The 14887-nt window shown below is 67.8% G+C and carries 11 protein-coding genes; all 11 read right to left on the bottom strand.

Features of this window, described 5'->3' with window-relative positions; all coding sequences use genetic code 11:
- Nucleotides 1–127: 127 nt before the first annotated feature.
- The 11 genes from ftsZ to ACCQ04_RS03980 all read right to left on the bottom strand — a co-directional run bounded on the left by ftsZ (nucleotide 128) and on the right by ACCQ04_RS03980 (nucleotide 14845).
- On the bottom strand, nucleotides 128–1366 hold the full coding sequence (gene ftsZ, locus ACCQ04_RS04030; protein ID WP_016902188.1) for a cell division protein FtsZ: 1239 nt from the start codon (nucleotides 1364–1366) through the stop codon (nucleotides 128–130).
- 293 nt (nucleotides 1367–1659) lie between these two features.
- A complete protein-coding gene (gene ftsA / locus ACCQ04_RS04025; protein ID WP_003485272.1) occupies nucleotides 1660–2895 on the bottom strand; it encodes a cell division protein FtsA in 1236 nt (411 codons plus the stop codon).
- Nucleotides 2892–3728 carry a cell division protein FtsQ/DivIB gene (locus ACCQ04_RS04020; protein ID WP_226426802.1) on the bottom strand — a complete coding sequence of 279 codons (837 nt, stop codon included), beginning with the start codon at nucleotides 3726–3728 and terminating at the stop codon, nucleotides 2892–2894. The genes ftsA and ACCQ04_RS04020 overlap by 4 nt, the downstream gene beginning before the upstream one ends.
- A gap of 169 nt (nucleotides 3729–3897) precedes the next feature.
- Nucleotides 3898–4854 (bottom strand): D-alanine--D-alanine ligase, encoded by a 957-nt coding sequence (locus ACCQ04_RS04015; protein WP_226426803.1) that lies wholly within the window; start codon nucleotides 4852–4854, stop codon nucleotides 3898–3900.
- Complete coding sequence (murC, locus tag ACCQ04_RS04010) at nucleotides 4851–6284, bottom strand: UDP-N-acetylmuramate--L-alanine ligase (RefSeq protein ID WP_016902185.1); 1434 nt, start codon at nucleotides 6282–6284, stop codon at nucleotides 4851–4853. Before murC ends, ACCQ04_RS04015 begins: the two co-directional genes overlap by 4 nt.
- Nucleotides 6281–7552, bottom strand: coding sequence for an undecaprenyldiphospho-muramoylpentapeptide beta-N-acetylglucosaminyltransferase (gene murG / locus ACCQ04_RS04005; RefSeq protein WP_226426804.1), 1272 nt, complete (start codon nucleotides 7550–7552; stop codon nucleotides 6281–6283). The genes murC and murG overlap by 4 nt, the downstream gene beginning before the upstream one ends.
- Nucleotides 7549–8928 carry a putative lipid II flippase FtsW gene (gene ftsW, locus ACCQ04_RS04000; RefSeq protein WP_104608392.1) on the bottom strand — a complete coding sequence of 460 codons (1380 nt, stop codon included), beginning with the start codon at nucleotides 8926–8928 and terminating at the stop codon, nucleotides 7549–7551. The genes murG and ftsW overlap by 4 nt, the downstream gene beginning before the upstream one ends.
- Nucleotides 8928–10013, bottom strand: a complete 1086-nt coding sequence (gene mraY, locus ACCQ04_RS03995) for a phospho-N-acetylmuramoyl-pentapeptide-transferase (protein WP_016903082.1) — start codon at nucleotides 10011–10013, stop codon at nucleotides 8928–8930. The genes ftsW and mraY overlap by 1 nt, the downstream gene beginning before the upstream one ends.
- Nucleotides 10003–11496 (bottom strand): UDP-N-acetylmuramoyl-tripeptide--D-alanyl-D-alanine ligase, encoded by a 1494-nt coding sequence (locus tag ACCQ04_RS03990; protein ID WP_226426805.1) that lies wholly within the window; start codon nucleotides 11494–11496, stop codon nucleotides 10003–10005. Before ACCQ04_RS03990 ends, mraY begins: the two co-directional genes overlap by 11 nt.
- Nucleotides 11493–12968: a UDP-N-acetylmuramoyl-L-alanyl-D-glutamate--2,6-diaminopimelate ligase gene (locus ACCQ04_RS03985; protein WP_226427133.1), complete on the bottom strand. Its 1476-nt coding sequence runs from the start codon at nucleotides 12966–12968 to the stop codon at nucleotides 11493–11495. Before ACCQ04_RS03985 ends, ACCQ04_RS03990 begins: the two co-directional genes overlap by 4 nt.
- An 8-nt stretch (nucleotides 12969–12976) precedes the next feature.
- Nucleotides 12977–14845 carry a peptidoglycan D,D-transpeptidase FtsI family protein gene (locus ACCQ04_RS03980; RefSeq protein ID WP_024939428.1) on the bottom strand — a complete coding sequence of 623 codons (1869 nt, stop codon included), beginning with the start codon at nucleotides 14843–14845 and terminating at the stop codon, nucleotides 12977–12979.
- Nucleotides 14846–14887 lie beyond the last annotated feature (42 nt).

Raw genomic sequence — 14887 nt, 5'->3', positions numbered from 1 at the left:
CGGGTCACGCCACTGCAAAAGCTGCCGGATCGTGGCCGATCCGGCAGAAAGGACATGGCACTGCACCCCCGGGGCGAACCCCGGGGCGGGACGGACCGCGCCGCCGTAGCGACGCAGCCGACGATCCTCAGTCGGCCTGGCGGCGCAGGAACGCCGGGATATCCAGGTAGTCGTTGGGCAAGTCTGCGGCCGGCGCAGCCGAACCGCCGCCGTTGTTGCTGCCGCTGCCGACCGAGTCGCTGCTCGGACGACGCAGGCCCAGGCCCATGCTGCCGCCGACGGCCTTGGACACCGCATCGCCGCCGCTGGTGTCGAAATCGCCGAACTCCGGCTGACCGGTGGTGGCGTTGCGCACCAGCTTGATCGGCGCGCGCTGGTCCGGACGCTGGGTCTGGCGGGCAACCGCACGGTTCAGGCCGGTGGCCACCACGGTGACGCGCACTTCGTCCTGCATGTCCGGGTCGAGCACGGTGCCGACGACCACGGTCGCATCTTCCGAGGCGAACGCTTCGATGGTGCGGCCGATCTCGTCGAACTCGGACATGGTGAAGTCCGGGCCGGCGGTGATGTTGACCAGGATGCCGTTGGCACCGGCCAGGTTGACGTCGTCCAGCAGCGGGTTCTGGATGGCGGCTTCGGCAGCGGCCTGCGCGCGATCGTCGCCGCGTGCCGAGCCGGTGCCCATCATGGCCAGGCCCATTTCCGACATCACGGTGCGCACGTCGGCGAAGTCGACGTTGATCAGACCCGGACGCACGATCAGGTCGGCGATGCCCTGCACGGCGCCCTGCAGCACGTCGTTGGCGGCGCGGAAGGCCTGGATCATGGTGGCGTTGCGGCCGAGCACGGTGATCAGCTTTTCATTGGGGATCGTGATCAGCGAGTCGCAATGCTGGCTCAGCTCCTCGATGCCCTTGAGCGCGACCTGCATGCGGCGACGGCCTTCGAACGGGAACGGCTTGGTGACCACGGCCACGGTCAGGATGCCCATTTCCTTGGCCAGCTGTGCAACCACCGGCGCTGCGCCGGTGCCGGTGCCGCCGCCCATGCCGGCGGTGATGAACACCATGTCCGCACCCTGCAGCGCGTCCATGATGCGCTCGCGGTCTTCCAGTGCGGCCTGGCGGCCGACTTCCGGATTGGCGCCCGCGCCCAGGCCCTTGGTCACGTTGGTGCCGAGCTGCAGCTGCAGCTTGGCACCGCAGTTCTTGATCGCCTGCGAGTCGGTGTTGGCGGTGATGAACTCCACGCCATCGACATTGGTGTTGACCATGTGCGCAACCGCGTTGCCGCCGCCGCCGCCCACGCCAACGACCTTGATTACCGCGTTGGGAGCCATCTTTTCGATCAGTTCAAAATGTGCCATGTCAGTGTCCTCTTGAGCCGGGATTGGGGGGTGGGGATTGGGGAGTCGCAAACGCGCTGGTCCCTGTCCCACTCCGCATCACGGCGAGTGTTGTTGTTTGAAAGTCGGGATTCGTGTGCCTGGGCCATGGATGCGCTGTTGCGCTCTACGACTCATAGCACCTACTCCTCGACGCAATGCCTGCAAAAAATTTTACCGCCTACCCGCTCGCCGCTCTCCACTTAATCGTTGCTACCACTCTGCTTTTTTTCGCCCTTGCCAATCCCAAATTCCGAATTCCAAATCCCGGCCCCTCAGAATTCCCCGCGATACCAATTCTTCAATTTCTTGAACAAGCTCCCGGCGCGACCGGTCGGGATCGACGGGCGGCGCGGGTGTTCGATCTGGCTGCCCATCAGCAGCAGGCCCACGCCGGAGGCGTGCACCGGGTTGCCGACGACTTCGCCCAGGCCGGTGACGTGCTGGGGAATGCCCACGCGCACCGGCATCTGCAACATTTCTTCGGCCAGTTCGACCACGCCTTCCATCTTCGACGCACCGCCGGTGAGCACCATGCCGGCGCGCACCATTTCCTCGAAACCGGAGCGGCGCAGTTCGGCCTGCACCATTTCGAAGATTTCCTCGTAACGGCCCTGCACCGCCTGCGCGAGCGCATGCCGCGGCATGCGCCGCGGCGGGCGATCGCCGACCGACGGCACCTGAATGCTTTCTTCGGCGGTGGCCAGCTGCGCCAGTGCACAGGCGTAGCGCACCTTGATCTGTTCGGCTTCAGGGGTGGGCGTGCGCAGCATGTGCGCGATGTCGTTGGTGACGTGGTCGCCGGCGATCGGCAGCGAGGCCGTGTGGCAGATCGCGCCCTGCACGTAGACCGCAAGGTCGGTGGTGCCGGCGCCGATATCCACCAGCACCACGCCCAGTTCGCGCTCGTCGGCGGTCAGGACCGCCACGCTGGACGCCAGCGACGACAGCACCAGATCGTCCACCTGCAGGCCGCACTTCTGCACGCACTTGGTGATGTTGGCCGCTGCCGACTGCGCGCACACCACCAGATGCGCGTGCACCTCCAGGCGCACGCCGGTCATGCCGACCGGATTGCGGATGCCTTCCTGCGAATCGTCCAGCACGTACTCGCGCGGGATCGCATGCAGGATGCGCTGGTCGGCAGGAATGGCCACGGCCTTGGCCGCATCCAGCACGCGCTCCAGATCGCTCCAGGTCACTTCGCCGTCGCGGATCGGCACGATGCCGGGCGAGTTCTTGCACTGCACGTGGTTGCCGGAAATCGACGCGTACACCGAGCGGATCTCGCAACCGGCCATCAGCTCGGCCTCTTCCACCGCACGCTGGATCGACTGCACGGTGGACTCGATGTCCACCACCACGCCGCGCTTGAGACCGCGCGATTCATGCGAACCGATGCCGATCACTTCGATCGGATTGCCGGGCGAGTACTCGCCGACCAGCGCGACGACCTTGGAGGTGCCGATGTCCAGTCCAACGATGAGGGATTTGTCGCCTTTGCGGTTCATGTCTTAAAGCCGGGATTCGGGATTTGGGATTCGGGATTGGAGAAAAGCGGGGTATGGGTGCGAGGGAGTTGCAGCACGACCGTGTGATGTGCGGCGGGCGTGGCCGGCGGAGGTTTTTTCTTGGTCTCGGGCACCGCGTTTTCCAAATTCCGTTCGACCGTGAAGCCGTTGGTGTAGCGCAGGTCGGCGCGGGCGATCGGGCGTTGCGGGTCGGCCAGTTGCGGCAGCACGCGGGCGAAGCGCTGCAGGCGCGCGCGGGCGTCGTCGCGGCCGATCACGATCTGCACGCCGTTGCTCAGGCCCAGCGACCAGCTGCCGCGCGCGTCCATTTCCAGACGCTCCACATCCAGCCCGGTTGGCGCGAACAACGCGCGCGATTCGTTGTAAAGCGCCACCACGTCCTGGGTCATGCTGTCCGGGCCACCGAGTTGCGGCAGCTTGAAATCCTTCAACAACGGCGGGGTGCGGAACAACCGGCCCTGCTCGGACAACATGCGGTCGGTGCCCCAGCGCGCGAACGGCTTGTGCTCGGTGACGTGCACTTCCAGCACGTCCGGCCAGCGCTTGCGCACCTGCGCACTTTCCACCCACGGCAGGCGCGCGATGGCGTCCTGCGCGTTCTGCAACTTCACCGCGAAAAAACCCGCGCGCGCATATGGCAGGACCACCGCACGCAACTCTTCGGCCGGCACTCGCTTGAAGTCGCCCGACACCCGCAAGCGCGCCAACGGCCAACGCTCGGCACCGACCCAGCCATTGAGCACAGCCACCACCGGCAACGCGACCAGCGCCACCGCGAGCAACCACGCCAGGATGCGCAAGGTGGCGTTCATGCGCGCGCTCCACGCGCGGGAATGGGGAATCGGGAATAGGGAATCGCAACGGCGCGCGCTGCGCGCGCGGGATTGGGGATTAGGGATTGGAGATTCGCCACGGCAACAACAACGGCGCGCATGGCGTCGCTGTTGGCCAATCCCGAATCCCGAATCCCCAATCCCCGCGTCATAGCGTCTGCTCCAGCACGCGCCAGACCAGTTCTTCGAAATCGATGCCGAGCTGGCGCGCGGCCTTGGGCACCAGCGAGTGGGTGGTCATGCCCGGGGCGGTGTTGACCTCCAGCAGATACAGCTGGCCGCTGGCACGGTCGCGCATCACGTCGACGCGGCCCCAGCCGCTGGCGCCGGCAGCGCGGAAGGCGTCCAGGGCGAGCTGGCGCAGTTGCGTCTCGGCATCGCCGTCCAGGCCCGGGCACAGGTACTGGGTGTCGTCTGCCAGGTACTTGGCGTTGTAGTCGTACCACTGGCCCTTGGGCACGATGCGGATCGACGGCAGCGCGACCTCGCCGAGCACGGCCACGGTGAGTTCGTCGCCTTCGATCAGCTGCTCCATCAGCAGCGCGCCGTCGTAGCGCGCCGCCAGTACCACGGCTTGTTCGAGCTGGGCCTGGTCGAACACGCGGCTGATGCCGACGCTGGAGCCTTCGTTGGCCGGCTTGACGATCACCGGCAAGCCGATCTGCCGCGCGGCGGCATGGATGTCGTCGGCGCTGGCACCGGCGGCCAGGCGCGCATAGCGCGGCGTGGACAGGCCCAGCGACAGCCACACCTGCTTGGTGCGGATCTTGTCCATGCTCAACGCCGAACCCAGCACGTTGGAGCCGGTGTACGGCACCTTGAAGGCTTCCATCAGGCCTTGCACGATGCCGTCTTCGCCGCCGCCGTTATGACCGTGCAGCACATTGAAGACGCGATCGAAGCGTTTTTCGACCAGGGCCTGCGCCAGGGCCGGAATGCCGTCGACCGGCTGCGCGTCGACACCGCGCGCGCGCAGTGCGTCGAGCACGTTGCTGCCGGAGTTCAACGACACTTCGCGCTCGGACGAGGTACCGCCGAGCAGCACGGCGACGCGTCCGAACGCGGCCGGATCGCTGGTACGTGCGTTGGGAATCACCGCGCTCATGCGCTCGCTCCGGTGAAACCGTTGTTGATGATGTGCTGCGCGACATAGCCGATATCGCCGGCGCCCATCATCAGCAGCAGATCGCCGTCCTGCAGCACGTCCGGCAGCACTTCGGCCAGCCCGGAAATCTGCCCGACCACCACCGGTTCGCTGCGGCCGCGCGCACGGATCGCACGCGCCAGCGCGCGCGCATCGGCGCCTGGAATCGGCGCTTCGCCAGCCGGATAGACCTCGCTCAGCACCAGCGCATCGACGGTGCTCAGCACCGCGGCGAAGGCATCGAACTGATCGCGGGTACGGCTGTAGCGATGCGGCTGGAAGGCGACCACCAGGCGCTTGTCCGGCCAGCCGCCACGGGCGGCGGCGAACACCGCTTCCAGCTCGCGCGGATGGTGGCCGTAATCGTCGACCACGCGCACGCGCGCACCGGTGCTGGTGGTGACTTCGCCCAGGTCGTTGAAGCGGCGGCCGATGCCGGCGAAGTTTTCCAGCGCACGCGCGATGGTCTCCGGCGCCACGCCCAGCTGCCAGCCGATCGCAGCGGCCGCCAATGCGTTGAGCACGTTGTGGCGCCCCGGCAAGGCCAGCGTCACCGGCGTGGTGGTGCCTTCGGGCAGGCGCAGCGTGAAGCGCATGCGCGGGCCGTCCTGCACCACGTCTTCGGCGCGCACGTCGGCGTTTTCGCTCATGCCGTAGCTCATCACGTGGCGCGGCGTCTTGCCGGCCAGCGCGGCCACTTCCGGGTCGTCGATGCACAGCAACGCCAGGCCGTAGAACGGCAGGCGCTGCAGGAACTCGGCGAAGGCGGCCTGGATGCGTGCGAAATCGTTGCCGTAGTTTTCCAGGTGATCCGAATCGATGTTGGTGATCACCGCCATCAGCGGATTCAGGCGCAGGAAGCTGCCGTCGCTCTCGTCGGCCTCGGCCACCAGCCACTGGCCGCCACCCAGCTTGGCGTTGGCGCCGGCGGCCAGCAACTGCCCGCCGATGACGAAGGTCGGATCCAGCCCGCCCTCGCTCAGCACCGCTGCGGCCAGGCTGGTGGTGGTGGTCTTGCCATGCGTGCCGGCCACCGCGATGCCGCGACGGAACCGCATCAACTCGGCCAGCATCGCCGCACGGGGCATGATCGGAATGCGCTGGCTGCGCGCTTCCATCAGCTCGGGGTTGTCTTCGCGGATCGCGCTGGACACCACCACGCAGTCGGTGCCGAGCACGTTGGCCGCCGAATGCCCGCGCATCACCCGCGCACCCAGCTTGGCCAGCCGCCGCGTCGCCACGTTATCGGAGTTGTCCGAGCCGGAGACTTCGTAGCCCAGCGTCAACATCACCTCGGCAATGCCGCTCATGCCGGTGCCGCCGATGCCGACGAAATGCACGCGCGGAAACGCACGCACCAGGTCGCCACTGTCCTGCAGACGGCGAATCACGCAGCACCTCCGGTGGAGGTGCCGGGATTGGGAATTCGGGATTGGAGATTGGCAACGGCGGCGATCGATCGCGCCGAGAATTGACCATTAACGGATTTCTGCATGCTTTCCTGCTTGTGCTGTTGCTCTTTACGAATCCCCAATCCCGAATCTCCACTCCCGGCTTCCTGAAGAATGATGTCGGCGATGCGTTCGGCGGCGTCCGGCTTGGCCAGGGTGCGGGCGGCCTGCGCCATCGCCAGGCGGCGGGCGGGGTCGGCGAGCAGGGTCTGCAAGACCTGCTGCAGGCGAGCGGCCAGGGTGTCGTCCTGCTTGAGCAGCACGGCGGCGTCGGCGCCGACCAGGTATTCGGCATTGCGGGTCTGGTGGTCGTCCACCGCTGCGGCGAAGGGCACCAGCACGCTGCCGATGCCGGCGGCGCACAGTTCGGCCAGCGTGGAGGCACCGGCGCGGCACACGACCAGGTCGGCCCAGGCGTAGGCGGCGGCCATGTCGGCGATGAAGGGTTCGACGCTGGCGTTGACGCCCGCCTGCGCGTACGCGGCCTCGGCTTCGGCACGCAGCTTTTCGCCGCACTGGTGGCGCAGCTCGACATCCGGGTGACCGAGCGCGGCCAGTGCCGCCGGCACGGCCTGGTTCAATGCGCGTGCGCCCTGGCTGCCACCGAGCACCAGCACACGTACCGCAGTTCCACGGCCGAGCAGGCGCGTGGCCGGCGCGGGAAGCGCTGCGATTTCCGCACGCACCGGATTGCCCACCGCTTCTTCGCCGGCGAAGCTGCCCGGGAAACCGGTCAGCACACGGCGCGCAAACCGCGACAACACCTTGTTGGTCATGCCGGGCGCGCGGTTCTGCTCATGCACCAGCAACGGCACCCCGAGCAGCCGCGCTGCCAGGCCGCCCGGGCCGGCCGCAAAGCCGCCGAAACTGATCACCGCGCGCGGCTGGCGCTTGCGCAGCACGAAGCCGGCGGCGCGCACCGCGCGCATCACCCGCACCGGTGCACCGAGCAATTTCACCAGGCCCTTGCCACGCAGGCCGCTGATGGCCAGCGTGTCGAGTTGAACATCGTGCTGCGGCACCAGCCGGGTTTCCATTGCGCCGTCGGCGCCCAGCCAGGTCACCGGCACGCCACGCGCGCGCAGCACCTTGGCCACGGCCAGACCCGGGAAGATATGCCCGCCGGTGCCGCCAGCCAGAATCATCACTGGTCGGATCCCCGCACCTGGATATGCGGGCGTTTGCGCGGGATTTGCATGAGCGCTCATGCAATCCTCCCGAAGGTCGGTTCCACGCGCGGCTGCATGCGGCTGGTGCCGCGCAGGAACTCGGACGCATGCGCAGACGTGGCCGAGGCTGCAGCAACCGGTGCCGGGGCGGGTGCGGCGGCGACCGGCTCGCGCTGCGGCTTGCGCGCGGGCGCATAGGCCGGCGTGGCCGACTCGACCACCGGTTCGGCCGGCTCGGCCGACGCTGCGCCCGCACCCTGCGGCGACAACTTGCTGCGCAGGCGCTCGGCACGATCCATTTCGTAGGACACGCGCAGCAGCAGGCCCATTGCCACGCAGGTCATCAGCACCGACGAACCGCCGGAGGAAATCAGCGGCAGGGTCAGGCCCTTGGTCGGCAGGATGCCCAGGTTCACGCCTACCGAGACGAAGCTCTGCAGGCTGATCCACAAGCCGATGCCGAAGGCGATGTAGCCGGAGAAGTGACGCTTCATTTCCACGCAGCGCATGCCCAGCCAGAACGCGCGGCCGACCAGCAGCGCATACAGCGAGATCACCCCACACACGCCGACAAAGCCGAGTTCTTCGGCGATGACCGAGAAGATGAAGTCGGTATGCGCTTCGGGCAGGTAGTTGAGCTTCTGCACCGAGGCGCCCAGGCCCACGCCGGTCCACTGGCCGCGGCCGACCGCCATCAAGGCGTTGGACAGCTGATAGCCGGAGCCGAGCTGGTCGGCCCACGGGTCCAGGAACGAGGTGATGCGACGCAGCCGGTACGGCTCCAGGATCGCGATGAAGGCGAACACCGGCAGGCCGAACACGATCGGCATCGACATGCGCGGCAGGTTCACCCCACCCAGCACCAGCATGCCGGCGGTGATCGCCAGCAGCAGCGTGGACGAGCCGAAGTCCGGCTGCATCAGCAGCAGGCCGACCAGTGCGATCGCCACACCCAGCGGCTTGAGCATCGCCGGCCAGGTCGCATTGACCTCGTCGCGAAAGCGCACCAGGTAGCTGGACAGCCACACGATGTAGAGCACCTTGACCGCTTCGACAGTCTGGAATTTCGACACGCCCAGGTTGATCCAGCGCTTGGCGCCGTTGACGCTGCTGCCCAGGCCGGGCACGAACACCACCATCAGCAGGCCGAAGCAGGCCAGCAGCAACACCTGGTTGTACTGCTCGATGGTCTTGAGCTCGGTGCGCATCGCCCAGAACGCCAGGCCCACGCCGATGCCCAGGAACAGCAGATGGCGGGTCAGGTAATAGAACGGGTTGTCGGACAGCTCGATCGAGCTGGACGCCACCATCACCACGCCCAGCGAGGCGAGCGTGGCCGCGGCCCCGAGCAACCACGGGTCGTAGCGGCCGCCGATGGCGTCCAGTCGCGTGGCCTGGCGGGACATGTCGTTCATCAGCGCACCTTCAACGTGGCAAGGCCGATCAGCACCAGCACCACCGAAATGATCCAGAAGCGCACGATCACGCGCGGCTCCGGCCAGCCCTTGAGCTCGAAGTGGTGGTGGATCGGCGCCATGCGGAACACGCGCTTGCCGGTCAGCTTGAAGCTGGCGACCTGGATCATCACCGACAGCGTTTCGATCACGAACACACCGCCCATGATCACCAGCACCAGCTCCTGGCGCACGATCACCGCGATGGTGCCGAGCACCGCGCCCAGCGACAGCGCGCCGATATCGCCCATGAACACCATGGCCGGATAGGTGTTGAACCACAGAAAGCCCAGGCCTGCGCCGGCGATCGCCGAGCAGATGATGATCAGCTCGCCGGCCCCGGGAATCAGCGGGATCTTCAGGTATTCGGCAAACACCACGTTGCCCGAGGCGTAGGCGAACACGCCCAGCGCACAGGCCACCAGCACGGTCGGCATGATCGCCAGGCCGTCCAGGCCGTCGGTCAGATTGACCGCGTTGGAGAAGCCGACGATCCAGAAATAGGCGATCACCACGAAGCTCACGCCGGCCAGCGGCAGCGCGATCGACTTGAACATCGGGATGTAGAAGGTGATCGCGGCCGGCACGTCGGCGGTGTAGTACAGGAACAGGCCCGCAGCCAGGCCGAAGATCGACTGCAGCAGATACTTCCAGCGCGACTTCAGGCCATTGGGATCGCGGCGCACGATCTTGATCCAGTCGTCGTACCAGCCGATCGCACCGAAACAGACCATCACCGCCAGCACCAACCATACGTAACGGTTGCGCAGGTCGCCCCACAGCAGCACCGACAAGGTCACCGTCAGCAGGATCAGCGAGCCGCCCATGGTCGGGGTACCGGCCTTGGAGAAATGCGTCTGCGGGCCGTCCTGGCGGATCGGCTGGCCGCCCTTGAACTGGGCCAGCTTGCGGATCACCGCCGGGCCCATCCACAACGACAGGAATAGCGCGGTCAGCGCGGCCAGGATGCCGCGGAAGGTCAGATAGTTGAACAGCCCGAACAGGCTCTCCAGTTGCTGCAGCCAACGCGCCAGCTCAAGCAGCATGGGATGCGTCCTCCGCCGGTGCGAGCAGCGCGGCGACGATGCGGTCCATGGCGCTGCCACGGGAGCCTTTCACCAGCAGCGTGGGCGGGGTTTGCGCCGTGGTGGCGGCAGTCTGCGCCGCCGCACCGGTGTGTTCGTACATCGAAGAAGATTCCTGCGTTTGGGTCGGCGAAACGGCGAGCTGCGCCAGATCCGCCTGCAAGGCCGCGATCAACGCGGCATGGGTGGCGAACACGCGGCCGCCCTCGCCGAACGCCTGTGCGGCGGCGGCACTGAGCTCGCCCAGCGCGTACAGGCGCTGCAGCTTGGCCGCGCGCGCGCGACGTCCGGCGGCGGCATGCAGGGCCGCGCCTTCCGGGCCGAGTTCGCGCATGTCGCCGAGCACCAGCCAGCCTTCGCCAGGCGCAGCGGCCAGGGTGTCGATGGCGGCATCCAGCGAGCCGGGGTTGGCGTTGTAGCTGTCGTCGATCAGCACCGCGCCGCCAGGCAGGGCGTGGGTGATCTGACGGCCGGCCACCGGACGAACCTGCGCCAGACCGGCGGCGATGATCGGCAAGGCGATGCCCGCACCCAAGGCCAGGCCGGCCGCGGCCAGCGCGTTGAGCACGTTGTGGCGGCCCGGCAACGGCAGCGCGATCTGCGCCTGCCCTTGCGGGGTCACCAGGGTGAATTGCGCGCCACTGGCCTGCAGCCGCAAGCCATGCGCGGTGATGTCGGCACTGGCCTGCAGGCCGTAGCGCAACACGCGGCGGCCCTGCACCGGCTGCGCATGCAGTTGCTGCTCGAACCAGGCACCGAAGGCATCGTCGGCATTGATCACCGCCACGCCATCGGCCGGCAATGCGGCGTAGATGGCGCCCTTGGTGCGGGCGACGCCGAGCAGGCTGCCCAGGCGTTCCAGATGGGCAGGCGCGATGTTGTTGACCAGGGCCACGTGCGGCTGGGCGATCTCGGTGAGATAGGCGATATCGCCCGGCTTGCCGGCGCCCATTTCGTAGATCGCCAGGTCCGCATCGTCCGGCGCCGCGATCACCGCCAGCGGCAGGCCGATCTCGTTGTTGCGGTTGCCCGGCGTGGCGTACACGGTGGTGCCGTCGACACGCCCGGCCTCGGTCAGGATGGCCAGCAGCAGCGCCTTGACGCTGGTCTTGCCGTTGGAGCCGGTCAAGGCGATCACCCGCGTGGCGCGGTCGCGCTGCATGCCGGCGGCGATACGCGCCAGCGCCAGTTCGGTATTTTCCACCAGCACCTGCGGCACGCTCAGCTCCGGCAGCAGGCTATCGACCAGCACACCGCTGGCGCCGTGCGCCACCGCGTCTGCGACAAAGTCGTGCCCGTCGAAACGCTCGCCGCGCAGCGCCACGTACAGGCTGCCGTTGGCCAGCGTGCGGGTGTCGTTGCCGACGGTGTCGATCATGGCGTCGTCGCCATGCAGCTCGCCACCGGCCCAGTGGGCGATCAACGACAGCGGCGTGAGCTTCATGCGCGCACTCCCAGCACGGTACGCGGCAACAGGGCCTGCGCCGCCACGATGGCGTCGTCGAAGGCATGCCGCACGCCGGCGACTTCCTGGTACGGTTCGTGGCCCTTGCCGGCGATCAGCACGATGTCGGAGGCACTGGCCATGCTGATGGCCTGATGGATCGCCGCGGCGCGGTCGCGCTGCACGATGGCCGCATCCGGGCGTGCGAAGCCGCGCAGGATATCGGCCACGATCACATCGCCATCTTCGCCACGCGGGTTGTCGTCGGTGACGATCGCCACGTCGGCATTGACCTCGGCAATGGCCGCCATCTGCGGGCGCTTGCCGGTATCGCGCTCGCCGCCGCAGCCGAACACGCAGATCAGCCGGTCCTGTGCATGCGAGCGCAGGCTGGCCAATGCCTGTTCCAGCGCGTCGGGCGTGTGTGCGTAGTCGACGACCACCAGCGGTGCGCCATGCGCGCCACCGAGGCGATTCATGCGGCCGTGGATCGGCTGCAACCGACCGAGCACTTCGGCGATCTGCGCCGGCGCGATCTCCAGCGCAGACAACGCACCGGCCACGGCCAGCAGGTTGTCCACGTTGAAGCGGCCCAGCAGCGGCGAGTGCACCGGATGCACCTGGCCGTCGAGATGCAGCGCGAAATTGATGCCGTTGTGATCCAGCTGCAGTGCCTGCGCACGCACGCCTGCCTGGGCCTGCGCGCGCGAACTCACGCCGATCGCGCGCAGCGCGGGGTCGAGCGAGGCCAGCAGCGTGCGGCCGAATTCATCGTCCAGGTTCACCACCGCGGCCTTCAATCCGGCGCGCGTGAACAGCCTGGCCTTGGCCGCGCCGTACTGCGCCATGTCGCCGTGGTAATCGAGATGGTCGCGGGTGAGATTGGTGAACACCGCCACGTCGAAATGCACCGCATCCACGCGGCCCTGGTCCAGCGCATGCGAGCTGACTTCCATCGCCACCGCCTGCGCGCCCGCGTCGCGCAACTGCGCCAGCAAGGCATGCGTCTGCAGCACCAGCGGCGTGGTGAAACCGGTCGGCACGGCGCTGCCGTACAGACCGACGCCCAAGGTGCCGAGCGTGCCGGCAGGGGTGCCGAGCAGCGTCAGGGCCTGCGCCAGCAATTGCACGGTGGAGGTCTTGCCGTTGGTGCCGGTGACGCCGACCATGCGCATCGCCTGCGAGGGCTGGCCGTGGAACTGATCGGCCATCGCGCCCAGGCGCGCACGCAGGCCCGGCACCGCGATCGCATCGGCCGGTGCCGGCAGATCGGCCGGCGCCGGCGGTTCGAACAACACCGCGGCCGCGCCATTGGCGCGCGCCTGGTCGACAAAGCCCAGGCCATGCGCACCAAACCCGGCGATCGCCACGAAGGCATCGCCCGCACGCACCGCACGGCTATCCATCACCAGGCCCGACACCTGCACCTCGTGCGCAAGCGGCACGTCCGGCAACAACTGCGACAGCGGCATGCTGCGGCTCACTGGCGGCTCTCCTGCAGCGGTGCAGGCTGGGCGGGTGCGGGCAGTGCAGCCGGTGCGAGTGCGGTGGGAATACCCGCAGACACTTCATCCACCGGGTCCGGCACCAACGCCGGGTCCAGATCGGCCGGCTGCGGCTTGACCACCGGCTGCCCGGTCTTGCCGGCGGCCTGCGCCGCCAGCCACGACTGGATGTCGTCCGGCGGCACGTCCATCAGCCGCAGCGCGCCTTCCATCACCCTGTGGAACACCGGCGCCGACACCAGGCCGCCGTAATACACCTTGCCCTGCGGATCGTTGATCACGATGACGGTGGCAAAGCGCGGCCGCGTGGCCGGCACCAGGCCGGCGAACAGCGCGTTGTAATGCCCGCGCTCGTACCCGTTGGCGCCGTTCTTGCGGGCGGTACCGGTCTTGCCGGCCACGTGATAGCCCAGGATCGCCGCGCCCTTGGCGCCGCCCTGGGTGACCACGGTTTCCATCATGTCGATGACCTGGCGCGCCACTTCCGGAGTGACCACCTGGCGGGTTTCGTTGTGCTGGCCGCGCACGAAGGTCGGCGGCGTCAGCTTGCCGCCGTTGCCCAGCGTGGCGTAGGCCTGCGCGATCTGCAGCGGCGTCACCGACAGGCCATAGCCGTAGGACATGGTGGTCTTGGACGGGCCGCTCCAGCGCGCCGGCTGCAGCACCACGCCGGCCGATTCGCCGGGAAAACCGCTGTGCGGGGCAGCGCCGTAACCGAAGTTGCGGATCGACTGATAGAAGGTCTGGTCCGGCACCTTGGCGGCGATCTTGGCCGCGCCGATGTTGGAGCTGCGGGTGATCACGCCGGTGACGTTGAGCACGCCGTTGTTGCGCGGCACATCGCGGATGGTGAAGCGCCCCACCGACATGTAGCCGGGGTTGGTATCGATGACCGTGTCCTTGGTCACCACACCGGCGGTCAGCGCGGTGGCCACGGTCAGCGGCTTCATCGTCGAGCCCGGCTCGACCAGATCGGTGACCGCACGGTTGCGGCGCGCCGACGGGTTGATGCCGGTGACCGCGTTGGGGTTGTAGGTGGGCAGGTTGACCATCGCCAGCACTTCGCCGGTGGCCACATCCATCACCACCATCGACCCGCCGGCCGCATTGTTTTCGACCAGTGCGTTGCGCAGTTCCTTGTAGGCCAGGAACTGGATGCGGCGGTCGATGCTCAGCGTCAGGTCCTTGCCCGGCTGCGCCGGACGTACCAGATCCACGCTCTCCACGATCGCGCCGCGCGCATCGCGCACCACCTTCTTGGAGCCCGGCTTGCCGCGCAGCCATTCGTCGAAGGCCAGCTCCAGGCCTTCCTGGCCGCGGTCGTCGATATTGGTGAAGCCCAGCACGTGGGCCATCGCCTCGCCTTGCGGATAGAAGCGACGGAACTCGCGCTGCGAGAACACACCGGGGATCTTCAGGTCGACAATGGCATGTGCCTTGTCCGGGTTGATCCGGCGCTGCAGGTACATGAATTCCTTGCCGGCCTTCTGCGCCAGCTTGGCGTTCAACTCGTCCAGCGGCTGGCCGAGCGCCTTGGCCAGCTCGGGGATGCGGTCCGGGTTGCGCAACAGTTCCTGCGGATTGACCCAGATCGATTCCACCGGCGTGGACACCGCCAGCGGCTCGCCGTTGCGGTCGGTGATCATGCCACGCGAGGTGGCGATCGGCAGTTCGCGCAGGTAGCGCGCTTCGCCCTGGCGCTGGTAGAAATCGCGGTTGACCAGCTGCACGAACGCCGCGCGGCCGATCAGCGTCACCGAGCACAGGCCCAGCGCGATGCCGACCAGCGTCAGGCGGCCACGCAGGTTGAAGTTGCTGCGCGCGCGGTTGCGGCCGGCCTTCATGGCGCACCTCCGTGTGCGCCACCCTGCGGGCGGCTACGCCGT

It is taken from the genome of Xanthomonas sp. NCPPB 2866 (assembly GCF_041475745.2).
In the GTDB taxonomy this organism is placed as follows: domain Bacteria; phylum Pseudomonadota; class Gammaproteobacteria; order Xanthomonadales; family Xanthomonadaceae; genus Xanthomonas; species Xanthomonas arboricola.
This window is presented reverse-complemented; position numbering and strand designations above follow the sequence as displayed.